The sequence below is a fragment of the Collinsella sp. CLA-ER-H11 genome, from assembly GCF_040092445.1.
Taxonomy (GTDB): domain Bacteria; phylum Actinomycetota; class Coriobacteriia; order Coriobacteriales; family Coriobacteriaceae; genus Collinsella.
In genome coordinates this window covers 187,087-209,598 of sequence record NZ_JBBNLN010000001.1, presented here as the reverse complement: position 1 = coordinate 209,598, position 22,512 = coordinate 187,087, and the positions used below count along the sequence as shown (strand labels likewise).

18 protein-coding genes are annotated in these 22,512 nt (G+C 61.6%); 11 read left to right on the top strand and 7 right to left on the bottom strand.

What is annotated here, in order from left to right; all coding sequences use genetic code 11:
* Positions 1 to 14: 14 nt before the first annotated feature.
* Together AAAX35_RS00875 and AAAX35_RS00870 are read right to left on the bottom strand one after the other, a co-directional pair.
* Positions 15 to 1,292 carry a GHKL domain-containing protein gene (locus AAAX35_RS00875; RefSeq protein WP_349116427.1) on the bottom strand — a complete coding sequence of 426 codons (1,278 nt, stop codon included), beginning with the start codon at positions 1,290 to 1,292 and terminating at the stop codon, positions 15 to 17.
* A complete protein-coding gene (locus tag AAAX35_RS00870; RefSeq protein ID WP_349116426.1) occupies positions 1,292 to 2,014 on the bottom strand; it encodes a LytTR family DNA-binding domain-containing protein in 723 nt (240 codons plus the stop codon). Before AAAX35_RS00870 ends, AAAX35_RS00875 begins: the two co-directional genes overlap by 1 nt.
* A 292-nt stretch (positions 2,015 to 2,306) precedes the next feature.
* Here AAAX35_RS00870 and nadA point away from each other — a divergent pair, with 292 nt between their 5' ends.
* Genes nadA through AAAX35_RS00850 form a run of 4 tightly spaced genes read left to right on the top strand, consistent with a single transcriptional unit; the run spans position 2,307 to position 6,173 of the window.
* Positions 2,307 to 3,332, top strand: a complete 1,026-nt coding sequence (nadA, locus tag AAAX35_RS00865) for a quinolinate synthase NadA (protein ID WP_349116425.1) — start codon at positions 2,307 to 2,309, stop codon at positions 3,330 to 3,332.
* A 55-nt stretch (positions 3,333 to 3,387) separates the two neighbouring features.
* On the top strand, positions 3,388 to 4,764 hold the full coding sequence (locus tag AAAX35_RS00860) for an FAD-binding protein (protein ID WP_226812466.1): 1,377 nt from the start codon (positions 3,388 to 3,390) through the stop codon (positions 4,762 to 4,764).
* A 3-nt stretch (positions 4,765 to 4,767) separates the two neighbouring features.
* Positions 4,768 to 5,628, top strand: coding sequence for a carboxylating nicotinate-nucleotide diphosphorylase (nadC, locus tag AAAX35_RS00855; RefSeq protein ID WP_035136620.1), 861 nt, complete (start codon positions 4,768 to 4,770; stop codon positions 5,626 to 5,628).
* A complete protein-coding gene (locus AAAX35_RS00850) occupies positions 5,628 to 6,173 on the top strand; it encodes a transcription repressor NadR (protein WP_148332500.1) in 546 nt (181 codons plus the stop codon). The genes nadC and AAAX35_RS00850 overlap by 1 nt, the downstream gene beginning before the upstream one ends.
* Before the next feature lie 114 nt (positions 6,174 to 6,287).
* Here the strand turns inward: AAAX35_RS00850 and AAAX35_RS00845 are convergent, their stop codons facing one another.
* On the bottom strand, positions 6,288 to 6,473 hold the full coding sequence (locus AAAX35_RS00845; protein ID WP_006235216.1) for a 4Fe-4S binding protein: 186 nt from the start codon (positions 6,471 to 6,473) through the stop codon (positions 6,288 to 6,290).
* A 658-nt stretch (positions 6,474 to 7,131) separates the two neighbouring features.
* Between AAAX35_RS00845 and dnaK the strand changes: the two genes are divergently transcribed.
* From dnaK to AAAX35_RS00820, 5 genes are all read left to right on the top strand, one after another.
* Positions 7,132 to 9,024, top strand: coding sequence for a molecular chaperone DnaK (gene dnaK, locus AAAX35_RS00840; RefSeq protein ID WP_006235214.1), 1,893 nt, complete (start codon positions 7,132 to 7,134; stop codon positions 9,022 to 9,024).
* 2 nt (positions 9,025 to 9,026) lie between these two features.
* The gene (locus tag AAAX35_RS00835) at positions 9,027 to 9,869 is read left to right on the top strand and encodes a nucleotide exchange factor GrpE (protein WP_349116424.1); all 843 of its coding nucleotides are present in this window, start codon (positions 9,027 to 9,029) and stop codon (positions 9,867 to 9,869) included.
* Between the two features lie 107 nt (positions 9,870 to 9,976).
* On the top strand, positions 9,977 to 10,942 hold the full coding sequence (locus AAAX35_RS00830) for a DnaJ C-terminal domain-containing protein (RefSeq protein ID WP_035136622.1): 966 nt from the start codon (positions 9,977 to 9,979) through the stop codon (positions 10,940 to 10,942).
* A 72-nt stretch (positions 10,943 to 11,014) separates the two neighbouring features.
* Positions 11,015 to 11,431 (top strand): helix-turn-helix transcriptional regulator, encoded by a 417-nt coding sequence (locus AAAX35_RS00825; RefSeq protein WP_006235210.1) that lies wholly within the window; start codon positions 11,015 to 11,017, stop codon positions 11,429 to 11,431.
* A 453-nt stretch (positions 11,432 to 11,884) separates the two neighbouring features.
* Positions 11,885 to 14,185: a hydratase gene (locus AAAX35_RS00820; protein WP_349116423.1), complete on the top strand. Its 2,301-nt coding sequence runs from the start codon at positions 11,885 to 11,887 to the stop codon at positions 14,183 to 14,185.
* Positions 14,186 to 14,353: 168 nt separating this feature from the next.
* On the opposite strand, the gene AAAX35_RS00815 is transcribed toward AAAX35_RS00820, so the two are convergent.
* Positions 14,354 to 15,001, bottom strand: a complete 648-nt coding sequence (locus AAAX35_RS00815; RefSeq protein WP_260699699.1) for a hypothetical protein — start codon at positions 14,999 to 15,001, stop codon at positions 14,354 to 14,356.
* Positions 15,002 to 15,892: 891 nt separating this feature from the next.
* On the opposite strand from AAAX35_RS00815, the gene clpB reads away from it, so the two are divergent.
* Positions 15,893 to 18,520, top strand: a complete 2,628-nt coding sequence (gene clpB / locus AAAX35_RS00810; RefSeq protein ID WP_349116422.1) for an ATP-dependent chaperone ClpB — start codon at positions 15,893 to 15,895, stop codon at positions 18,518 to 18,520.
* Positions 18,521 to 18,652: 132 nt separating this feature from the next.
* Positions 18,653 to 18,847 carry a hypothetical protein gene (locus AAAX35_RS00805; protein WP_238057913.1) on the top strand — a complete coding sequence of 65 codons (195 nt, stop codon included), beginning with the start codon at positions 18,653 to 18,655 and terminating at the stop codon, positions 18,845 to 18,847.
* A gap of 117 nt (positions 18,848 to 18,964) precedes the next feature.
* On the opposite strand, the gene AAAX35_RS00800 is transcribed toward AAAX35_RS00805, so the two are convergent.
* From AAAX35_RS00800 to AAAX35_RS00790, 3 genes are all read right to left on the bottom strand, one after another.
* Positions 18,965 to 20,461, bottom strand: a complete 1,497-nt coding sequence (locus AAAX35_RS00800; protein WP_349116420.1) for a hypothetical protein — start codon at positions 20,459 to 20,461, stop codon at positions 18,965 to 18,967.
* A gap of 241 nt (positions 20,462 to 20,702) precedes the next feature.
* Positions 20,703 to 21,710 (bottom strand): DUF5692 family protein, encoded by a 1,008-nt coding sequence (locus AAAX35_RS00795; RefSeq protein ID WP_238057916.1) that lies wholly within the window; start codon positions 21,708 to 21,710, stop codon positions 20,703 to 20,705.
* Positions 21,711 to 21,773: 63 nt separating this feature from the next.
* Complete coding sequence (locus tag AAAX35_RS00790) at positions 21,774 to 22,436, bottom strand: TetR/AcrR family transcriptional regulator (RefSeq protein WP_349116419.1); 663 nt, start codon at positions 22,434 to 22,436, stop codon at positions 21,774 to 21,776.
* Between the last annotated feature and the right edge of the window lie 76 nt (positions 22,437 to 22,512).

Here is a 22,512-nt window from a genome sequence, read left to right as displayed (position 1 = left end):
GCTGGCGGCAGCCCCTACATCACAGCGCGCAGCTCAAACCGATCGCCGTTAATGCGGAACTGGCAGTTGCCGTTCATGCGCTCCACGGCAAGTTTGATGCTCCTGGTGCCAAAGCCGTGGCCCGCATGCCGGGTCACGGGCATGCCGTCGACCATGCGCGGCGCGCGGTCAAACGTATTGGAAACTAACAGCAGCAGCTGGCCGTCCTCTAATCGCAGGTCAAAGTCGACGAATCGCTTTCCTTGGGGTGCGGCGCTTGCGGCGGTGATAGCGTTTTCCAAGGCATTTGAGAGCACGCTAAACAGGTCGGCGTCACCTACGTGGATGGTTTCGGGTACGGCGGCGCGCAGGTTGGCGGTAATGCCGTTTCTATTGATATCCGAGTTAAATGACGAAAGCGCGATGTTTACGGTCTCGTTGGCGCAGAAGCGGCGTACGGCGGTGCGGTCGCCGGCTTCGCAGAGTTCGTCGATGCGATCGAGCGCCTCGTCGGTGTGGCCCTCCTCAATTAAAGCGGCCAGGCCGCGTAGGAAGTGGCGCATGTCGTGGCGCAGAATCGACAGCTCGCGCCCAGATTGACGCCAAGCCTCGAGCTCTTTGATGGCGGCGCTGTCGCGGGTTTCGAGCATCCAGCGCTCTCGCTCGGCGGTTTCCTTTTCTTCGTATTCGCGCAGGTAAACGGCAAGAAACATAAGATAGAAGGCACAGAGCGCAAATGCCAAAAACTCAACCGTCACCACCGAGCCCGAGTGGAACAGCGTGGTGTAGACGTTGGTGGCATAGTCAAAGACGTAATAGACGAGCGGCAGGATTAAAAGGATGCTCAGCTCGGTGGTGCTTTTAATCGCCAAGCGCGGACCGATGTCGCCGGCCCAATGCAGCAGGACGGCAAAGACGGCGAGTGTGGTCGCGATGCGCGCCAGATAGTACGCGATCTGAGAATCGGTTGCGGCAAATGCGGCGATGCCCATCCAATTGCTGAACTGGCAGCTCAGATAGGCACTCGTAATGCCGAGCACGGCAAGCAGCGGGCTCAGGCGGTAGCGCGCGCACAAATAGATGATGAGCGGCAGATGCACGACGAGCGGATATACCTGGCGGGCGAAAAGCTCTCCGCCGACGGCATTGGCGAGGCCAAATGCGCATCCGGTTACGGCACCGACCAGCACCAGTTCAAGCGCATGACGCCGGTTGATCTCGACACCGCACAGCGCCGCCGAGGCAAAGACGCCAAAGAGTAGCGTTGTGGCGTGGTGGATTGCCCAAAGGACCATTTCGACCGAGGAGACCATCAGTGTCTCCCAGCCTCAAAGCGCACCGCAAAGTAGGCGTCTTGGAATCCCTGCTTGCAACTGCGCGAAAGCGGGATGCACGCGCCCGAGCGCATGACAGTGTCCGTGCGGTCAAAGTGATCGATGTTGCGCAGGTTGACCTGGTAGCTGCGGTGGCATTTAAAGAAGGTGGCATTTTGCGCCAAACGGTCCTCGACGCTGCGGAACGACTCGAGTGCCTCGATGTCGCGTCCGTCGCGCAGGTGGAAGACCACGTGCTTGTTGCGCGCCTCGGCATATTCGATGTCGGACAGGCGCAGGGCGTGGTAGCCAAAGGAAGTTTTGATCACGAGCTCGTCGGTTGCCGCCGGGCGCATGCTCGAAAGCTCGTTAAGTAACTGCGCCAGGCGTTCGTAAGTCACGGGCTTGAGCAGATAGTCGAAAGCACGGACCTCGTAGGACTCCAGTGCAAACTCGGGCGACGAGGTGAGGAACACCAGGCGCACGGCGGTATCGGCCTGGCGCAATTCGCGCGCGGTGTCCATGCCGTTGACGAGCGGCATGATCATGTCGAGCAGAATGATGTCGGCGCGCGATGCGGCATGGCGGGCCAGCAGGTCCTCGCCGCGCGTGACGAGCGCAACATCGACCGCCGTGCCCGTCTCGGTCGACCAACGGTCGATCATCCGGTGCAGTCTATCTAGAAAAGCGACGTCATCGTCGCAGGCAATAATCTTGAGCATTCGGCCCCCTTAAGTAGTTCGATTTTGCCACATTGGGTGCGGACCGCTTGTGGGGGTGCGGACCGTTTGCGCCCCACGGCGTGCAACTCGCGCCAAGCGGTATTGCGGTGGCGAAAGATGCCTCCTGCGCCATCGAGAGCTCAGCTATCCTCAGCTTGCCAGTTCGAATATGGACCTGCCACATGATTGAATCTTTATTTCAACTTTACACCTAGGTTTACAGCTGTCTTGTCAGCTGTAAACCTAGGTGTCATACTAAAGCCCCAAGATTCGCCAAAAGAGAGGGGCCTTGATGGCACAGAGCGCGAACATGGATGCGTCGGAGCTTGCACGCGATATCGCGGCCGGCTTGGCATCGGCAACGACGGCAACGGAGCGCGCGGCATTGGTGCCCGCAGAGCTCGTCGAGGCCATTCAGCAACTAAAAACCCAACGTGACGCGGTGATCCTGGCGCACTATTACGTGGCGCCCGAGGTCCAAGCCGTTGCCGATTACGTCGGCGATAGCTTCTACCTGGCAAAGCTCGCCAAAAGCCTGCCGCAGCAGACCATCGTGTTGTGCGGCGTGGAGTTTATGGGCGAGAGCGCCAAGCTGCTCAATCCCACCAAGACCGTGCTGCTGCCCGAGCCGGGCGCAGACTGTCCCATGGCGCACATGGTCAAGCGCGAGACGGTTGACGCGGCGCGCGCCGAGTACGGCGACGACCTGGCCGTGGTGTGCTACGTCAACTCCACGGTCGAGATCAAGAGCTGGAGCGACGTGTGCGTCACCAGTTCCAACGCCGTTAAGATCGTGTCCGAGCTGCCGCAGCAGCATATCCTGTTCATTCCCGACCAAAACCTGGGACGCTTCGTAGCCGAGCAGGTGCCGCAAAAGCACGTCATCCTCAACAACGGCTACTGCCCACGCCATCACATCATCACCGTCGAGCAGATCGTCGACGCGACGGAGGCCCACCCCGACGCGCTCGTGCTGGCGCATCCTGAGTGCAAGGCCGACGTTCTGGCCGAGGCCGACTACATCGGCTCCACCGCCGGCATCATCAAGTATGCCGAGGAGTTCGACGCGAGCGAGTTCATTATCGTGACGGTCCGCGGCGTGCTCTACGAGCTCGAGCGCCGCTGCCAGGGCACCGGCAAGAAGTTCTATTTCCCCGCGGTGCAGCCCACCTGCGTCAACATGGACCTCATCACGCTCGAAAAGCTCGTGCGCTGCCTGGAGACGGGCGAGGGCGAGGTGCAGATCGGCGTCTCGGACGAGGCAGCAGACCAGGCCAAGCTCACGCTCGACCGTATGCTCGAGTACGCAGCACGCTAGAACAATGTTGCATGAGGGACGGTCCCTTATGTCACATTCAAGGGAGAGGATTCCTGTGGAAACCAAGCAATACCCCGATATGGAGTGCGACGTCGTCATTGCCGGCTGCGGCGTGGCGGGTCTGTACGCGGCCCTCAATCTGCCGACGAGCACGCGCGTGATCATGCTCTCCAAGGGCGCGGTCGATGAGTGCGATTCGATGCTCGCGCAGGGCGGCATCTGCGTGCTGCCCGAAGGCTCGGACTACGATGCCTTTTTTGAGGACACCATGCACGCCGGCCACTACGAGAACCGCCGCGAGAGCGTCGACATCATGATTCGCTCGAGCCGCTCGGTCATCAACGACCTGCTAGCGATGGGCGTGGATTTTGAGCGCAAGGCCGACGGCAGCCTCAATTTTACCCGCGAGGGCGCGCACAGCCGTCCGCGCATTGCCTTCCATGCCGACATTACGGGCAAGGAGATCACGACCAAGCTGCTCCAGGCCGTTCGCAAGCTGGACAACGTGCAGATTTTGGAGCACGTGGCCATGACCGACATCCTGACCGCCGAGCGCGATGACGCCACGGTGTGCACCGGCGTCGTCGCCGTAGCCGTGGACGAGGACAACTCGGTTCGCCCCGCCGACGAGCTGGCAAATGCCGCTGAGGGCGTGCATGCCGGTAAGCCGTTTAAGATCCATGCCCGCCACACGCTGTGGGCGACGGGCGGCATTGGCGGCGTCTACGACCACTCGACTAACTACCCGCAGCTCACGGGCGACGCCTGCTACATCGCTCAGGAGCATGGCATTAAGATGGAGCACCTGGACTACGTGCAGATCCATCCCACGGGTCTGTTCTCGCCGCAGCCGGGTCGCACGTTCCTGATCAGCGAGAGCTGCCGCGGCGAGGGCGCGATTTTGCTCAACGCCGCCGGCGAGCGTTTTACCGACGAGTTGCAGCCGCGCGACGTTGTCGCCGCCGCCATCCGCGAGCAGATGAAGCAGGATGACACCGAGCACGAGTGGCTGAGCTTTGCCCCCGTCGAGCGCGACGTGGTGACCGGGCACTTCGCCAACATCCGCGCGCGCTGCCTGGAGGACGGTCGCGACATCCTGGATGAGCCCATTCCCGTTACGCCGACGCAGCACTACTTTATGGGCGGCGTGTGGGTCGACAAGGACGGCCGCACCTCGATGCCCGAGCTCTACGCCGCGGGCGAGACGGCCTGCAACGGCGTTCACGGCAAGAACCGCCTTGCTTCAAACAGCCTGCTCGAGGCGCTGGTCTGGGGTCGTCGCGCCGCGTGGTATATGCGTACCGGCGAGTCGCTGGCCGTGGAGCAGGCGGGCGATCCCGCGCTCGATGGCCGTCATCGCGCCCTGGGCGCCGACCCTCTGGCAATCGATGATTTGGCCCGTGCCGCCGGCACGCAGGCCGTGGAGGAGTAGACCATGAATCCCATTACCATGAAGCTCGTCGTCGATGATCTGATTCTGCAAGCTCTGCGCGAGGACATTACGTTTGAGGACGTGAGCACGGCGAGCGTGTGCCCCACGGCGCGTCCCGCCACGGTGGAGCTTATCGCCAAAGCCGATGGCATCATTGCCGGCCTGGATGTGTTCGCTCGCACCTTTGAGCTGCTGGATTCGCAGAGCTCGGTGCTGTTTGATGTTGCCGACGGTGACGAGGTGCATGCCGGCGACCACGTGGGTCAGGTGCGCGGCGATGCGCGTGTGCTGCTCTCGGGCGAGCGCGTGGCGCTCAACTACCTGCAGCGCATGAGCGGCATCGCTACCTATACGCACAGCATGGCCGCGGCGCTCGAGGGAACCAAGACCGTGCTCGTCGACACGCGCAAGACCACACCGGGCATGCGCGTGTTTGAGAAGGCGGCGGTTGAGATTGGCGGCGGCAGCAACCACCGTTACAACCTGTCGACGGCCGTCATGCTCAAGGACAACCACATCGATGCCGCCGGTGGCGTGACGCGCGCGATCGAGATGGCGCGCGCCCATGCATCGTTTACCACGACGGTCGAGATCGAGTGCGAGAACCTGGACATGGTGCGCGAGGCCGTGGAGGCCGGCGCCGACATCATCATGTTCGACAACATGACCCATGACGACATGGCCGCCGCTATTGAACTTATCGCCGGCCGCGCCAAGACCGAGTGCTCGGGCAACGTGGATGCCAGCAATATCCGCGCGCTCGCCGACCTGGGCGTTGACTTTATTAGCTCGGGGGCGCTGACTCACTCTGCGCCGATTCTCGACCTCTCGCTCAAGCACCTGCGTCTGTTGGACGGTAAATAATGGACGCCCGCGAGCGTCGCCGTGCCATCATGGCCGTGCTCGAGGGAGCCAAGGGACCCGTTTCGGGCAGCGCACTTGCCCGCGAGGTGGGTGTGAGCCGCCAGATTGTCGTGCAAGACATCGCTCTGCTGCGCGCCGACGGGCACGATATCGTGGCGACCAACCGTGGTTATGTGCTGCAGGAGGCCCCCAGCAGCCCCGCTGTGCCCACGCGCTTGGTCAAGGTTCGCCACAGTGTGGAGCAGGCGGGCGATGAGCTCACGAGTATTGTCGACGCCGGCGGCTCCGTGCTCAATGTGATCGTCAATCACCGCGTATACGGTAAGATCACGGCTGATCTGGACATCCGCAATCGCCGCGATGTCGAGCGCTATCTGCGCGATATCGAGAGCGGCAAGAGCTTTCCGCTGCTAACGGTGACGAGCGGCTATCACTTCCATCGCATTGCGGCGGAGGACGAACAGACCCTCGACGAAATTGAGGCGATGCTCAAGGAGAAAGGCTACCTAGCCGATTTAATGCCCTACGAGGATGATTTGTCCTAGCCCGACACCGTCCCCAATTAGCTGCCCACGAATGCAAAAGGAGGCCTCCGCGGCGATGCGGAGGCCTCCTTTTTTGTGCACGGTGTACTTTTGAGTGTGCAGGTGGGGGAGTCGTTACTCCTCGACGATCTCGGTGATCGCGCCAGCGGGGCAAGCGTCCTGGCAAGCGCCACAGGCGACGCAGGAGTCCTCGTCAGCGACGGTAGCGACGTCCTGGAGCTCCAGAACGCCAGCGGGGCAGGAGTCGACGCAAACGCCACAAGCGATGCACTCGTCGGCATCAATTACGGGATGAGCCATGGTAGTTTCCTCTCTGTTGACCGACGCTACAGGCGATGCGCGCCGGTTTGATTCGGGCAAAAACATACCACGGGAGCGACCGTTTGCAATACCCTCTGGCCGGCATCTTCATACCGTTCGCCGAGTATGCCAAGGTTTACTAGAAAACACGCAGGTGGGGCCGTTGAGCTGCGTAAATGTTAGCTAAAGGTGACTTGAAATATAGGGCGATTGAGCGTGCTTGCGGAAACCGCATCCCATTATTTTGTCGAAAAACGGGTTGCAGTTTCCGGTTAGGCCCGCTAGCGGAAAATGCGAGCCGGTATCAGCTCCCAAAACGGGATACGGTTTCCGGTTGAGCCTTCAGACGGAAACTGCGACCCGGAATCCACGCTCAAACCGGGATGAGCTTTCCGCAAGACGGCCCCCAGGCACCCCCGGACTCAAGCCTCAGCCATCTCTACATAGATCTCGATAGATTTGCCGAGAACTCAAACAGTGCGTCTACCTGCGTATTTGCGAACCTAAACTCTCGGCAATAAGAAATCTTATATGAATTGACTTAGATTTTGTATATTCCGGCCCATAAGGGGATACACTACATCCTGAAAGACAAGCCGAAACACCGCTCGGCAGACCGCCGAGTCGGTGCAAACGCACAAGAGAGAGGGAATTTCTAATGGGCAAGATTCTTGGTATCGACCTTGGTACTACTAACTCCGCAATGGCCGTCCTCGAGGGCGGTTCTCCGACCATTATCGTGAACGCCGAGGGCGACCGCACCACCCCGTCCGTTGTGGGCTTCCGTGCCGACGGCGACCGCGTCGTGGGTAAGGCCGCTAAGAACCAGGCTGTCACCAACCCCAAGAACACCGTGTTCTCCATCAAGCGCTTCATGGGCCGCAAGTACTCCGAGTGCACCTCCGAGATCAAGACCGTGCCGTATGAGGTCAAGGAGGGCCAGGGTGGCCGTGCCGTCGTCGACATCGAGGGCAAGGATTACACCGCCGAGCAGGTGAGCGCCATGACGCTCGCCAAGATGAAGGCCGACGCCGAGAAGTATCTGGGCGAGACCGTCACCGACGCCGTCATCACCGTCCCGGCCTACTTCAACGACGCCCAGCGTCAGGCCACCAAGGACGCCGGTAAGATCGCCGGCCTCAACGTCAAGCGTATCGTCAACGAGCCGACCGCTGCTGCTCTTGCCTATGGCCTGGACAAGCAGGGCACCGACCAGCGCATCCTGGTCTTCGACCTGGGCGGCGGCACCTTCGACGTCTCCATCCTCGACCTCGCCGACGGCGTGTTTGAGGTTCTGTCCACCTCGGGCGACAACCACCTGGGCGGCGACGACTGGGATCAGCGCGTCATCGACTGGATGGCCGATAAGTTCCAGCAGGAGAACGGTGTCGACCTGCGTCAGGACCCCATGGCCCTGCAGCGTCTGAAGGAGGCCGCCGAGAACGCCAAGAAGGAGCTCTCCGCCGCCCAGCAGACCACCATCAACCTGCCGTTCATTACCATGAACCAGTCCGGCCCGCTGCACCTCAACTACACGCTGACCCGCGCCGAGTTCGAGAAGATCACCCGCGACCTGCTCGAGCGCTGCAAGCAGCCTGTCACCAACGCCCTGCGCGACGCCAAGCTTAAGCTCTCCGATCTGACCGAGGTCATCCTCGTCGGCGGCTCCACCCGTATGCCCGCCGTCCAGGAGCTCGTCAAGACCATGACCGGCAAGCAGCCCAACATGTCCGTGAACCCCGACGAGGTCGTTGCCGACGGCGCTGCCGTCCAGGGCGGCGTGCTCACCGGCGACGTCGAGGGCATCCTGCTGCTCGACGTTACCCCGCTGTCGCTGGGCGTCGAGACCATGGGCGGCATCATGACCAAGATGATCGACCGCAACACCACGATCCCGACCTCCAAGACCGAGGTCTACTCCACCGCTGCCGACAACCAGACCAGCGTCGAGATTAACGTGCTCCAGGGCGAGCGCGAGCTTGCCCGCGACAACAAGTCGCTCGGTAAGTTCCAGCTGACCGGTATCCCGGCTGCCCGCCGCGGCGTGCCGCAGATCGAGGTCACCTTCGACATCGACGCCAACGGTATCGTCAAGGTCTCCGCTAAGGACAAGGGCACCGGCAAGGAGCAGCAGATCACCATTTCCGGCTCCACTGCTCTGTCCGACGACGAAGTCGATCGTATGGTCAAGGACGCCGAGGCTCATGCCGAGGAGGACAAGAAGCAGAAGGAAGAGGTCGAGGTCCGCAACCAGACCGACAGTCTGTGCTACTCCACCGAGCAGACCCTCAACGAGCTGGGCGACAAGGTTTCCGCCGACGTGAAGTCCAAGGCCGAGGCCGCTATCGCCGACGCCAAGAAGGCGCTCGAGGGCTCTGACGTCGAGGCCATCAAGGCCGCCGGCGAGTCCCTGCAGTCCGTGGCCTACGAGCTGGCCCAGGTTGTCTATGCCGACGCTCAGCAGCAGACCGACGGTGCCGCTGGCGCCCAGCCTGCCGACGATGACGTTGTCGACGCCGACTACGAGGTTGTGGACGACGAGGACAAATAATCATGTCCGCCCGTAAAGCTCGCACGGAGGCGGCCGCCGTTGGTGCCGCCCCCGTTGACTCTGAGGAGAAGGACGTGAAGATTCCCGTAGAGGCCGCAGACGTTACCGAGGCCAACGAGGCCCCGGCCGCCGAGGCTGCCGAGAACCAAGTAGAGGATTCCAACAAGGAGGCGACGATGACCGAGGACGAGATGGTGGAAGCCGCTATCCGCGCCGGTGAGGAAGCCGCCGACAACGACTTTAAGCTCAAGTTCGAGCAGGCTCAGAAAGAGCTTGCCGACGTGCGCAATGAGCTCGATGCTGCGGCAGAGGCTCAGAAGGCCGCCGAGGACAAGGCAAAGGACGCCACCGAGCGTACCGCCCGTCTGCAGGCCGACTGGGAGAACTTCCGTCGCCGCACCGCCAATGAGCGTATCGCCGAGCGCGAGCGCGCGACCGAGAAGCTCGTCACCGCGCTGCTGCCGGTGATCGACGATATCGAGCGCGCGATCGACCATGCCCGCAGTCAAGAGCTTTCCGACGACTTTAAGCAGTTCGTCGATGGCGTTGACGCGGTACATGCCAAGCTGCTCGATGTGTTTGCGCACGAGGGCGTTGAGCCCATCGACCCCAAGGGCGAGGCGTTCGATCCGCTCGAGCATCAGGCCGTGGGTCGCGTCGAGGACGCATCGCAGTACGACGAGACCGTCAACGACGTGTACCAGAAGGGCTACCGCATGGCGGACCGCATCCTGCGCTCCGCGATGGTGACGGTGACCTACGGTGGCGAGAAGCGCCCCGCACCGGAGCCCGAAGCGGCGCCCGAGGATGCTGCGGCCGATACGGCCGAGAGCACCGAGGAGTAATTGAGAAGGGCCCCGGGGCAACACCCGGGGCCCTTTCTGGCCTAGTGCCATATGAAAGCATGAGCCGCCGCCCGCTGGGCGGCGGGTGAAACAGGAGAGGAGCTACGATGGCTGCAGGCAAAACCTTCTATGACATCCTGGGCGTATCCAAGAGCGCCTCCGACAAAGAGATCAAGAGCGCGTTTCGCAAGCTCGCGCAAAAATATCACCCCGATGCCGGCGGCGACGAGGCCAAGTTCAAGGAGATCAGCGAGGCCTACGAGACGCTTTCGGACGAGAAGAAGCGCAAAGAGTACGACCAGATGCTCATGTTTGGCGGCATGCCGGGCGCAGGCGGCGCGTATGGCGGAGGCTACGGTGCCGGCGCAGGTGCCAGCGGCTGGGGCGACATCTTCGACAGCATCTTTAGCGGCAACGGCGCCTGGGGCAGCGATTGGGGCTCGGGCTTTGCCGGGGCTGCGGGCGCTGCCGGTGCCGGCGCGGGTCGCAGCCGTGCTCGCAAGGGCGGCGACCTGTCGCTGACCGTCGATGTGACGGCCGAGGACGCGTTTCGCGGCGTGACGCACAAGGTCACCTATCGCATTCCCTCGACAGGCGAGCAGCAGACCATTACGGTCTCGGTGCCCGCGGGCGCGGTCGACGGCGGCAAGCTACGCTACAAGCGTCGCGGCGAGTATGGCGTTGCCGGCGGCGAGCGCGGCGACCTGGTCGTGACCACGCATGTGGAGGAGCACCCGCTGTTTAAGCGCAAGGGTGCCGATGTGACCATGGAGGTGCCGATCTCGGTCTACGAGGCGGCGCTCGGCTGCACGGTTGATGTGCCCACGCCCGGCGGCGCGACGGTTCGTCTGAAGGTGCCCGCTGGCACCCAGACGGGCAAGAAGTTCCGCTTTAAGGAGATGGGTGCGCCCGACGTTAAGCACCGTGGCCGCACAGGCGCGCTGCTCGTCGAAATCAAGGTACAGGTCCCCACGAACCTGTCCGATGACGAGCGCGATGCCATGACCAAGCTGCGCGAGGCCGACACGCGCGATTATCGCGAGAAGGTCAACCGTTACAAGGCGACGTACTAGGGCGGTCGTGGCGCACACCCGCGCCCGCGGGCTTATGATGGACGATAACGAGACGGAAAGGGGTCAGGTAGCATGGCCGAGGACAATAGGAATAAACCGCTGTACATGATCAGCGTGGCGGCCGAGTTGACCGGCATGCATCCGCAGACTCTGCGCGTCTACGAGTCCAAGGGCCTGGTGAACCCCCAGCGCTCGGGCGGCAACACGCGTCTGTATTCGCGTGCCGATATCGAGCGCCTGGAGCTCATCAACCAGCTGACCGACGAGGGCATCAACCTTGCCGGCGTGGTGCGCATCCTCGATATGAAGGAGCGTGCCGAGGAGCGCGAGCGCGAGAACGAAAAGCTTCGCGCCCGCGTGCGCCAGCTCGAGGACGAGCTGCACGAGTACAAGATGCAGAAGAAGATCACCGCCCTGGCCCCGCGCGACGGCTCAGTCAACCCCGAGCAAGTCATGCGCAAACTTTTGGGCGCCGGCGGGGATCTCTAGGTTACGCCGTTCTGCCGAACGGCGTAACGGCTCGACGCTGCGCGACGTCCAGAGCGACAATTTGTCATTCAAAAGGCAAGGCATGACCAGAAGGTCTATGCCTTGCCTTTTTCATGCCAACTTGTTCGCTCTGGACGTCGCTCGCTGTCCGTCCCCTGCCTGCGGCGTCGCCTTGCTCCGGATGCGGTAGTCGTTGGTAGCCATTGGGGCCCCGCTCGCTGTCGTTGCCAAAACATCGACGTTGTTATGGGTAGCCATTGGGGACGTTCTTAAATGACTAGTCGAAAGGGACGCCCTTGCGCCAAATCTTCCGACCCACACTGGGCTCGTCCTTTACTTTACTGAGATAAAGTGAACGTGTAGATTCGTAACCCACTCGCAACCGTTCTATGGCACGATATTGAACGAATGTATGCTATGCGCCCAAATCTCTTGGGCAGAGTGGGAGACAGTATGGTCAAGCTGTACGAGGACGGCATCTACCTGCGCGGCGGCAGCGAGGTTGTGCCTGCGGCCGAGGCTGCCGAGCGCGGTATTACGCAGACGCCCGAGGATGCCAAGCGTGGCACCATCGCGTATTCGATCCTTCAAGCACACAACACGTCCGGCGACCCCGAGGCGCTCAAGATTCGCTTCGACGCCATGGCGAGCCACGACATCACCTTTGTCGGCATCATCCAGACGGCGCGCGCCTCGGGCATGGAGCAGTTTCCGCTGCCCTACGTGCTCACCAACTGCCACAACTCGCTGTGCGCCGTGGGCGGCACCATCAACGAGGACGACCACGTCTTTGGTCTCTCGGCTGCCAAGAAGTACGGCGGCATCTTCGTCCCGCCGCACATCGCCGTCATCCACTCCTTTATGCGTGAGAACTTTGCCGGTTGCGGCAAGATGATTCTGGGCTCCGACTCGCACACCCGCTACGGCGCCCTGGGTACCATGGCCGTGGGCGAGGGCGGCGGCGAGCTGGCCAAGCAGCTGTTGCGCGACACCTACGACGTTGCCTATCCCGGCGTCGTCGCCATCTACCTCACGGGCGCCCCGCGCCCCGGCGTCGGCCCGCACGATGTGGCGCTCGCCATCATCCGCGCCGTCTTTGCCAAGGGCTACGTCAAGAACAAGGTAATGGAGTTCGTGGGCCCCGGCATCGCGAGCATGACGACCGACTACCGCAACGGCGTCGACGTCATGACCACCGAGACCACCTGCCTGTCGAGCATCTGGGCCACCGATGAGGACACGCGCGCGTTTTTGGCCATGCACGGCCGCGGCGACGACTACCGCGAGCTCAAGCCCGCCGATGTTGCCTACTATGACGGCTGCGTCGAGGTCGACCTGTCGAGCATCAAGCCCATGATCGCGCTGCCGTTCCATCCTTCTAACGGCTTTGAGATTGACGAGCTCAACGAGAACCTCGAGGACATCCTGCATGAGGTCGAGCTCGAGGCCGCCAAGATCGGCGAGGGTAAGACGCACTTTAGCCTGCTCGACAAGATCGTCGACGGCAAGCTGCGCGTGCAGCAGGGCGTTATCGCCGGCTGCTCGGGCGGCAACTACGACTCCGTGGTCCAGGCTGCCCGCGTGCTCAAAGGCGCCAACACCGGCTGCGGCGAGTTCTCGCTGTCGGTCTATCCCACGAGCCAGCCCGTGGCACTCGAGCTTACACGCCGCGGCTATATCTACGACCTCATGGAGGCTGGCGCGATCGTGCGCACGGCGTTCTGCGGTCCATGCTTCGGTGCCGGCGACACGCCTGCCAACAACGGTCTGTCCATCCGCCACACCACGCGTAACTTCCCTAACCGCGAGGGTTCCAAGCCGGGTAATGGCCAGCTGAGCGCCGTGGCCCTGATGGACGCTCGCTCCATTGCGGCGACGGCTGCCAACGGCGGCGTCCTGACGCCGGCGACCGACCTGCCCGAGGAGACTTGGGACGAGGCCTGCGAGTACACCTTTGACGACGCGCCGTACAAGAAGCGCGTGTACTGGGGCTTTGGCAAGGCGGAGCCTGCCGACGAGCTGGTCGAGGGTCCCAACATCAAGTCGTGGCCCGCGATGGAGCCTCTCGGCGACGACATCCTGCTCAAGGTGTGCTCCAAGATCATGGACCCGGTCACCACGACCGACGAGCTCATTCCCTCGGGCGAGACGAGCTCCTTCCGCTCCAACCCGCTGGGTCTGGCCGAGTTTACGCTCAGCCGTCGCGACCCTGCCTACGTGGGCCGCTCCAAGGAGGTCGACGCGGTGGAAAAGCGCCGCGTTGCCGGCGAGGCAGCGGGCGACCTGGTGGCACTCGATGCCGAGCTTGCCAGCGTGTTTGAGGCGCTGACCGGCGCGGGTGTCGCGGCCGATGCCAAGGCGACTGAGTACGGCTCCATGCTCTATGCCAAGAAGCCCGGTGACGGTTCTGCCCGCGAGCAGGCCGCGAGCTGCCAGCGCGTAATTGGCGGCCTGGCCAACATCGTCCACGAGTACGCCACCAAGCGCTATCGCTCCAACGTGATGAACTGGGGCATGGTGCCCTTCCAGATGGAGGCCGAGCCCAGCTTTGAGGTGGGCGACTACGTCTTTGTGCCGGGTATCCGCGCCGCGCTCGATGGCGACCTGAAGGGCATCGCCGCCTACGTGGTGCGCGCCGATGGTGCGGTCGAGCAGATTGAGCTCTACATTGCCGATATGACGGCAGAGGAGCGTGCCATCGTCAAGGCTGGCTGCCTGATCAACTACAACAAGTTCAAGGCAGCTGCCGAGTAACGCACTTAATTGTCCGCCCGGGGCCACACCTTTCCCTCGTGCTCACGCGCTTCGCGAGGGTCGCCCGAGGGAAAGGTGTGGCCGGGGCTACCGCGACGTTCTCGTTGGGTCTTGAGGGGCGCTAATAATTGACCGGGACCACCACAAAGTTGCCTGCCCGGCGGGACCTTATTTCGATGGGGTCCAGGTTATTTCATCGTCAAATAGCCAAGTGCGTGACGAGCCACTGTTGCGCGCTGTCTGCGGATCGGGCTCGCAAGTTTGTTCGTAGGCATCTTCGGTACACCGATCCATAAAATCGACGACTGCCGTCTGGTCGCCCTCCATGACGTAGATTACGTCGCCATCCGAGATATAGACCCCCGGTCCTTCATTGTCCACGTAGCCGGGGTCGTATGAGACGTTGCACAATCTGCTCCCGTTTGCCGCATCGAGCTCAAGGGTCGAATAATACCCGCCAACCATTTGGCCATTCTTGGCTCGATATATTGCGGCGCCGTACCATCGCTTAAACGTCTTGCCTTTGAGTAAACTGGTTGCCTTGCCGATAAGCTGCTCATCTTGGGTATAGCGCGTGGCTCCAAGTTCGATTCGGGGATAGTTACTGACCCCAAGCGCTGCGGGCGTACCGTCGAAATCGACGGTGATTGAATCGGGTTTGATGATATCGGTGAGGATTTCGATGGGGTAGCTTACGGTTTCAACCGCCGCCTGCGTTGCCGAGGCAGGGAGAAATGCGAGATAGATAATGCCCACGCCGACTGCGGTAATTGCAAACGCTAAGACGAGCAGGCCGATATAGGTGGAGCGTTTCACGGCGGGTACCTCGCAAACAGTATGCATTCATTAAGATAAGTGATACCAGCTTACGACATTATTCAAAAGAAAGCGATCGGTCGAAATGACGGGGCGAAAAGGCCCTATTGGGCTTCGATTTGACCTCTAATAGAAGTATTTGCCCCACTCATTCTGGGCGTGAGGTCAATAATTGAGTCCACGAGTTTTGAGCGATACTCTTCTCACTAAACTCACTATTTTCACTATAAGCACTATAAATACGATAGGGGGACGACGAGAACAATGTGACGTGCGATAGCTAAGCCGTTTAAGCCGGACTTTGACCTTGAATCTCTGCCTCTATCTGTGCGAACGGGCTATTGTCGGTTCTCGATTCCATCGCTGCGTTCTCGTTGGGTCTTGAGGGACGCTAAGAAATGGACTTGCTTGATGCCGCCTCTTTTTATTGGAGCGGCTTCTTTTTGTCGAAAACCACCACAAAGGGGACAGGCACCTTTGTGGTGGTTCTCGGTTTGTCTCGACTTGTAACATCTTGGCCGCTAAAAGTGGGCCTGGTGTTACAGATTTAGATTTTCGATTCGGGTGTCTTCTGTTCGTCTCGATTTGTAACAGATAGAGCTCTATTTGCCGAGTAGATGTTACAGATTGAGACAAACGGGTGCCGCCGAACAATTCGTCTCGATCTGTAACATCTGGAGCCAGAAACGGTCGATAGATGTTACAGATTGAGACGGTAGCGCGCCTGTGCGGCGGCGGGCCGACATCTCTATCCCCTATCTCTCAATCACTCAGAAAATCTTATATATAGAGACTTAGATTTGTGTATAAGATCGCGCAAAGCTGGCAACAATACTTCTCGAACAACGTGAAGCCGCCCCGTAGGGCGGCCACCCCAAGAGAGGTGATTCCATGAGAATCGATAAGCTAGCAATGACGTCGCGCGAGGCGTTGCAGACCGCCATGAGCACGGCTGCCGACGCGCAGGCCGGCGCGGTGGAGCCGATTCACCTGCTGTCCGCCCTGCTCGGTGCCGGCGAGCGCAATATCTCCGTGATCATCGAGCGCATCGGTGCCGACCCGGCTCAGCTCGCACGCTCCACGCAAGATGCCATCGACCACTCGCCCAAGGTTTCGGGCGAGGGCCAGCAGATGGGCCTGTCCAACGAGCTCGTCCGCGTCATCGAGAAGGCCGAGAAGAAGGCCACCAAGATGGGCGACAGCTTTGTGGTGACCGAGCATCTGCTGATGGCACTTGCCGAGGACAAGGGCGAGGCCGGCCGCGTTCTGCGCGACGCAGGCGTCACCAAGGAGCGCATCGAGCAAGTCTACGAGGAGCTGCGCGGCGATGACCGCGTGACGTCCGCCGAGGACAAGACGCAGTTTGAGGCGCTGGAGCAGTACGGCCGCAATATCTGCGACCTTGCCCGCGCCGGTAAGCTCGACCCGGTCATCGGCCGTACCGATGAGATTCGCCGCACCATCCAGGTCCTGTCCCGTCGTACCAAGAACAACCCCGTGCTCATCGGTGAGCCGGGCGTCGGCAAGACGGCCATCGTCGAGGGCATTGCCCAGCGTATCGTGGCCGGCGACGTGCCGAGCACCCTGCGCGACCGCGACCTTATCGAGCTCGACATGAGCGCGCTGGTCGCCGGCGCCAAGTACCGCGGCGAGTTCGAGGACCGCTTGAAGGCCGTGCTCAAGGAAGTGCAAAAGTCCGAGGGCAAGGTCATCCTGTTCATCGATGAGCTCCACACCATCGTGGGCGCGGGTGCCACCGAGGGCTCCATGGACGCCGGCAACATCCTCAAGCCGGCGCTCGCCCGTGGCGACCTGCACGCGATCGGCGCGACCACGCTCGACGAATACCGCAAGTACATCGAGAAGGACGCGGCGCTCGCCCGTCGTTTCCAGACCGTGATGGTGAGCGAGCCTACCGTCGAGGACACCATTTCGATCCTGCGTGGCCTGAAGGAGAAGTACGAGATCTTCCACGGCGTGCATATCACCGATAGCGCGCTCGTGGCAGCTGCCGACCTCTCCGATCGCTACATCGCCGACCGCTTCCTGCCCGACAAGGCCATCGATCTGGTCGATGAGGCGGCAAGCCGCCTGCGCATGGAACTCGACAGCATGCCGGTCGAGATCGACGCCACCACGCGTCAGCTCACCCAGCTGCAGATCGAGGAGCAGGCGCTCATGAAGGAGACCGATGACGCCTCCAAGGAGCGTCTGGAGGCCCTGCGCCAAGAGATCGCTGAGGTCCAGGAAAAGCTCAACGTGCAAAAGGCCGGCTGGCTCAACCAAAAGAACGCCATCGACCACGTGCAGGAGCTCAAGGGGCAGCTCGACGAGGCCAAGAGCGAAGAGGAGCGCGCGACGCGCAACGGCGACCTGGGCCGTGCGTCCGAGCTGCGCTACTCCGTGATTCCGGGCCTGCAGCAGCAGATTCAGGATTCCGAGGCTGCGCTCGAGGCACAAAAGCAGCAGGACGGCGAGGGCCTCAACGAACAGGTGACCTCTGATGAGATCGCCGAGGTCGTGAGTGCCTGGACCGGCGTGCCCGTGTCCAAGATGATGCAGGGCGAGCTCGACAAGCTGAAGGGCTTGGAGGGCGAGCTGCATAAGCGCGTCATCGGCCAGGACGAGGCGGTCTCCGCTGTCGCCGCGGCCGTGCGTCGCAGCCGTGCGGGCCTCTCCGATCCGGACAAGCCCATCGGCAGCTTCTTCTTCCTGGGCCCCACCGGCGTGGGCAAGACCGAGCTCGCCAAGGCGCTGGCCGAGTGCCTGTTCGATGACGAGCGTGCACTCGTGCGTATCGACATGTCCGAGTACATGGAGAAGTTCAGCGTCCAGCGTCTGATCGGTGCGCCCCCGGGATACGTGGGCTACGACGAGGGCGGTCAGCTCACCGAGGCCGTGCGCCGTCGTCCGTACTCTGTGATCTTGCTCGACGAGATGGAGAAGGCTCATCCGGATGTCTTTAACGTGCTGTTGCAGGTGCTTGATGACGGTCGTCTGACCGATGGCCAGGGTCGCCAGGTGTCCTTCAAGAACACGATTATCATCATGACGTCCAACGTGGGCTCCAAGGCCATCGCCGATCTGTCCGGTAAGGACGAGGAGGAGATGCGCCATCAGGTCGACGCTGCCATGGCTCAGACCTTCCGCCCCGAGTTCCTCAACCGTATCGACGATATCGTGGTGTTCCATCCGCTCGGTATGGCGCAGATCGAGAAGATCGTCGACATCCAGCTCGCCGACGTCCGCGCGCGTCTGGCCAAGGAGCGCATGACGCTTGCCATCACCCCGGCGGCCAAGCAGATGCTCGCCGTGGGCGGCCTGGACCCGGTCTTTGGCGCCCGTCCGCTCAAGCGTCTGGTTCAGCGCGAGGTCGTGGATGCCATCGCCGCCGCTATCATCGACGGCACGGTGCGCGAGGGCGATCAGGTGACGGTCGATGCCGACAAGGACGGCGGCTTTACCGTCGTGTGCGACAACACGCCGGCGGCCACCTACGAGGTCCCCGACGCCGAGTAGATTTATGGGACATGCCTTAAAATCTGCCAGCCGTCTCTAAACGCCAAGGGCGGCGGATCCAATTGGGTCCGCCGCCCTTTTTCGTGCGACAATCGATAATGTTGAACGGATGCGATGCAAGGAGCTATGCAGATGAAAGACGAGATCAAGACAAGTGCGCCGGCGACCGATGCCGCACTCGCCGCACCCAAGCCTGTGCCTAAGCCGGCACCCAAGCCGCGCGACCCCTACATCCGTGCCGAGAACGAGGACGACGACGGCTACGATCCCTACAGCGATCGCCGCCCCGAGCGCGAGCCAATGTTCGAAGCCGACCCCTGGCGCTGAGTGCCACCAAAAAGGCCACCAAAAAGTTGCGGTGAAATAGGGACTGTTTTGCGGTTTGACCAGCAAAAACAATCCCTATTTCACCGCAACTGCGTTGGGCGGCTGTCTTCGGGCCGGCTAGTCCTGGGCTTTGATACTCGGCAGCAGGATCTGCGCGAGGTAGTCGGTCTCGAGTTTGGTGGCGGCGTCTGCGTTGCCGTCTTTGCCAATCAGGTCGTTCTTGATCTGGCTATATGTATAGCGGTTGCCGGTCGTCAGCTCGACAAGCTCAATGGCCGTGTCCATGGGGTAGGTCGACACGGGATTCTGGGTGCGCCCGTTGATAGTCTGGGGCACCACGTACGGATAGACGGGGCCGCTGGCATAGACGGTATAACCGTTGCCCAGGCTGACCGTGCCCAAAACCGTATCGCCGTCATCGGGCGTAAAGGTCTCGCCCTCGCGCACCGCGACGAGCGTCACGAGCGGCGTATTGGTGTCGTCGTCCAGATAGATGCATAGCGTGCTTCCGTTTTGCCAAGTTGCGACCTTGCCGTACCACTCGACGGGAATATCGAGCTGGTAGAGGTCGGTTGCCTTGTGGCGAGCGTCAGCATCACGGGACGCCTGTGCCTTTTGCGCGCTCACGGCATTGACGGCGGCGTCGCGCCGCGCGGTTGCTGCCTGCTGGAGCACTTTGGCAGCCGCGGCGGAGCTCGCACCGCCCTCCTCGGCATACTTGGCGGCGGCATCGATCTGGTCGTCAGTCACCGTGTCGGCCGAAGGCACCTTGAACTTAAAGGTAGCTTGGGCACTTAAATCCTGTCCATCTCTCTTAACGGTGACCTGCGTCTTGGTGGTCGGGACGGTATAGATGGTGCCGTCGGCCGCGATGGGGGAGGCAGCGATGGAGAGCGTGTAATCGCCGGGCAGTAGTTTGATGCCGCGGCCGTGCTCGTCAACATAGAGCGTTTCGCTCACGGAGGAGCCGTCAGAATCCTGACCGCTCACCTGTACGGGAATCTTGGAGCCAGTGGAACAGTCGAGGCCCGCGGCATGCACGCCAATCTGCACCGACATCATCGTGTGGGCATTGGCGGCGACAGCGGCAGCCTGCTCTTGCTGATATCCGTTCCAGGCAGCATAGCCTGCACCGCCGGCGACGAGCGCGACGGCCACGACACCGGCGACCATCAGATTGCGGCGCTTGGGCGACATCTTGCGATGGCGGACCTCGGCCTCGCGTGCCGAGGGAACGGACGGCAGGGGTATATCGCCCATGGCGATGGTCTCGTCCACGGCTGGTGCGGAACCCAGGCCAGGAAGCTCGCGAGTCAGCGAATCCTCGGCCGGCAAGCTGTCGAGCAAGACGGTTTCCTCGCCCGTGTCGGATTCGGGCTGGTTGCCGGCCTCGCTTTCGGTGCCTTCGTGATCTGCCTCATCCTCGGCAGGCTCAACGTCGCCTGCATCCTGATCATCGGATTGCGCCTCGGTTTCCGGCTCATCCTGCACATCAACGCCCGAATCGTCAAACGCAATCTCATCGAGTGAAATCCGGTCTAAGCTCTCCAAGGCCTCAGCGCAAGCTTCTGCATCTTGGGCCGCATCCTCTTGGCCCATCGTCTCATCATTCATACATCCCCCAAGCTCAATATCGGGACAACAATGTACCCAAAAACAGAGTCATATAGAGCTGTCAGGCGATTGGAAATCTGATTTTATCTGTGCGAGAGGTTTTGAATATGTGCGTGGATGCGCGTAACAACAAAAAGCCCCCGGAAAGCGGACAAATCGCTTTCCGGGGGCATGCAATACGTTGCATTGCGCGGAGTCGGCCAGGCGGCTTCACATTCAAGCGACGTTTGCGTCAGGCGCGTTACTCGGCGTGCGCGTAATCAACCTTGGCGCGGCGGGCGGTAGCCTTCTCCCAATCGCTGGTGCCCTCAAAGACATCCTGCTTATAGGGATTGCGGCCGAGCTTCTTGGCACGGTAGGCGATGTAGATGATCGCGGCGACGTTGGCGACCAGTGCGGCGATCGAGACCGCGGTAGCGGCGCCGGGGTCGAGCGTGGAGTGGGTCACAAAGATGGACTCCTCCTGGAAGTAGGGGAATACCTGGGCAAACATGCACCAAATAGCCAGCGTAAAGGCGCGGTTCTGGATCCAGCCGCCCTTGTTCCAGATAAAGGCGGCGACGGTGGGCGCCAGCAGCAGCGCAAAGCCGCAGAACCAGGAGTGGGTGGGCAGGCAGTTGTAGGTGTAGCAGAAGTTCCAGATATCGTAGGCGATGATGTAGACCCAGGTCATATCGGGCCACAGCATGTCGGTCTGATCCTCGGAGGCGTAGACACTCCACCAACCGGTCATGCAGAAGATGTTGATGATACCGGCGATGCCGTTGAACACGTTGTTCCAGCCGGCTAGCTGCGTAGCACCTTCGGAGGTGACCCAGGTGGACTCGCCCAGGACAAAGAAGTGATAGGCGCTCTCAAAGTCGGACACGACGGCGATCATGATGTTGATGGCGACGATCACAAACGGCCATGCGCGGAACCAACGCGCCTTGCCGATCTTTCCCCACTGGTACTTAATGGCAATAAAGCCCCAGCAGCCGGCGAGCGCCGCGTATACCTTAGCGTAGTGGAACCAGCTGTTCTGGTACACATGGGTGGGGTTGGTGAGCGCCCACTCGGCACCCTGCGAGACGCCGATGGCGATGGCGACGCAATAGATGGTCATGGCCAGCGGAGCCACGCCAAAGATGATGGCCGCGCCCAGCTTGGTGCGGCGGCCGACCTCGTTGAGCACGATCAAGCCGATAAAGACCATGGCCCAGCCGGCCCAGTGGATAAGGGTATCGCTACCCCAAACATCGAACAGCATGCTGCTCTCCTTTCACACGCCCGCGGCCCCTCTTCTGATCGCGGGCAGTTTGGCCAAATGTCGTCAGTTCTGGGGCTTGCGCTCCGGATACTTGGCGGTATAGCCCTCGATGTGGAGTGTCGAGGCGATGATTTCCTTGACCGTCTCGTCGGGCACATCGGGGTGCGTGCGGATATACATCAACAACCCCATGATGAGGGTGTAGAACGTCTCGTAGACATGGTCGATGCGTAGCTCATGATGGGCGACAAAGTCCACCACGGTGGTGTCGCAGATATACTGCGCCACGCGCTGAACCACGTTGTGCAAAAAGCCGCCGTAGAGCGCGCCGCTGCTTGAGGTGAGCGTGCTCGGCAGTTCGCGGCCGCTGGCGACCAGGCGCTTAAAGAGCGGGGCGACGGTGTCGAGCGCGCCCTCGATATCGCCGACGGTGCGGCCGGCGTTCCACTGCTCGAGTTCGGAGATAAAGCCGTCGATCGCCTCGTCCATGACGGCGGTGACGGCGGCGTCCATGTCGGCGAAGTAGTGGTAGAACAGCGAGCGCGTGCAGCCGGCTCGCTTGGTCACGGCCGATACCGATAGGTGGGACACGCCCAGCTCGGAGCTTACGGTGCGCACGGCATCGAGGATCTCGCGACGGCGTTCGTCGCCCGTCAAGCGCTTTGCCGTGCTGTCGGGCGCGGGGACGGCGCCGGCCACAGAGGTGTTCGCTGCGTTACTGCTCATGTGCTTGCCGCCTTTCATCCGTTTGAGCCTGACCGTTCGCCTAACAGTCTTGAATATTGTTGACGGTTCGTCAATA

What these genes read in the sequence shown, in the direction of transcription:
- nadA (WP_349116425.1), top strand. Translation starts at nt 2,307, where the DNA reads ATGGCACAGAGCGCGAACATGGATGCGTCGGAGCTTGCACGCGATATC.
- AAAX35_RS00820 (WP_349116423.1), top strand. Translation starts at nt 11,885, where the DNA reads ATGGTCAAGCTGTACGAGGACGGCATCTACCTGCGCGGCGGCAGCGAG.
- AAAX35_RS00790 (WP_349116419.1), bottom strand. Translation starts at nt 22,436, where the DNA reads ATGAGCAGTAACGCAGCGAACACCTCTGTGGCCGGCGCCGTCCCCGCG.
- AAAX35_RS00805 (WP_238057913.1), top strand. Translation starts at nt 18,653, where the DNA reads ATGAAAGACGAGATCAAGACAAGTGCGCCGGCGACCGATGCCGCACTC.
- AAAX35_RS00795 (WP_238057916.1), bottom strand. Translation starts at nt 21,710, where the DNA reads ATGCTGTTCGATGTTTGGGGTAGCGATACCCTTATCCACTGGGCCGGC.
- AAAX35_RS00800 (WP_349116420.1), bottom strand. Translation starts at nt 20,461, where the DNA reads ATGAATGATGAGACGATGGGCCAAGAGGATGCGGCCCAAGATGCAGAA.
- AAAX35_RS00845 (WP_006235216.1), bottom strand. Translation starts at nt 6,473, where the DNA reads ATGGCTCATCCCGTAATTGATGCCGACGAGTGCATCGCTTGTGGCGTT.
- AAAX35_RS00850 (WP_148332500.1), top strand. Translation starts at nt 5,628, where the DNA reads ATGGACGCCCGCGAGCGTCGCCGTGCCATCATGGCCGTGCTCGAGGGA.
- clpB (WP_349116422.1), top strand. Translation starts at nt 15,893, where the DNA reads ATGAGAATCGATAAGCTAGCAATGACGTCGCGCGAGGCGTTGCAGACC.
- AAAX35_RS00875 (WP_349116427.1), bottom strand. Translation starts at nt 1,292, where the DNA reads ATGGTCTCCTCGGTCGAAATGGTCCTTTGGGCAATCCACCACGCCACA.
- nadC (WP_035136620.1), top strand. Translation starts at nt 4,768, where the DNA reads ATGAATCCCATTACCATGAAGCTCGTCGTCGATGATCTGATTCTGCAA.
- AAAX35_RS00830 (WP_035136622.1), top strand. Translation starts at nt 9,977, where the DNA reads ATGGCTGCAGGCAAAACCTTCTATGACATCCTGGGCGTATCCAAGAGC.
- AAAX35_RS00825 (WP_006235210.1), top strand. Translation starts at nt 11,015, where the DNA reads ATGGCCGAGGACAATAGGAATAAACCGCTGTACATGATCAGCGTGGCG.
- dnaK (WP_006235214.1), top strand. Translation starts at nt 7,132, where the DNA reads ATGGGCAAGATTCTTGGTATCGACCTTGGTACTACTAACTCCGCAATG.
- AAAX35_RS00870 (WP_349116426.1), bottom strand. Translation starts at nt 2,014, where the DNA reads ATGCTCAAGATTATTGCCTGCGACGATGACGTCGCTTTTCTAGATAGA.
- AAAX35_RS00835 (WP_349116424.1), top strand. Translation starts at nt 9,027, where the DNA reads ATGTCCGCCCGTAAAGCTCGCACGGAGGCGGCCGCCGTTGGTGCCGCC.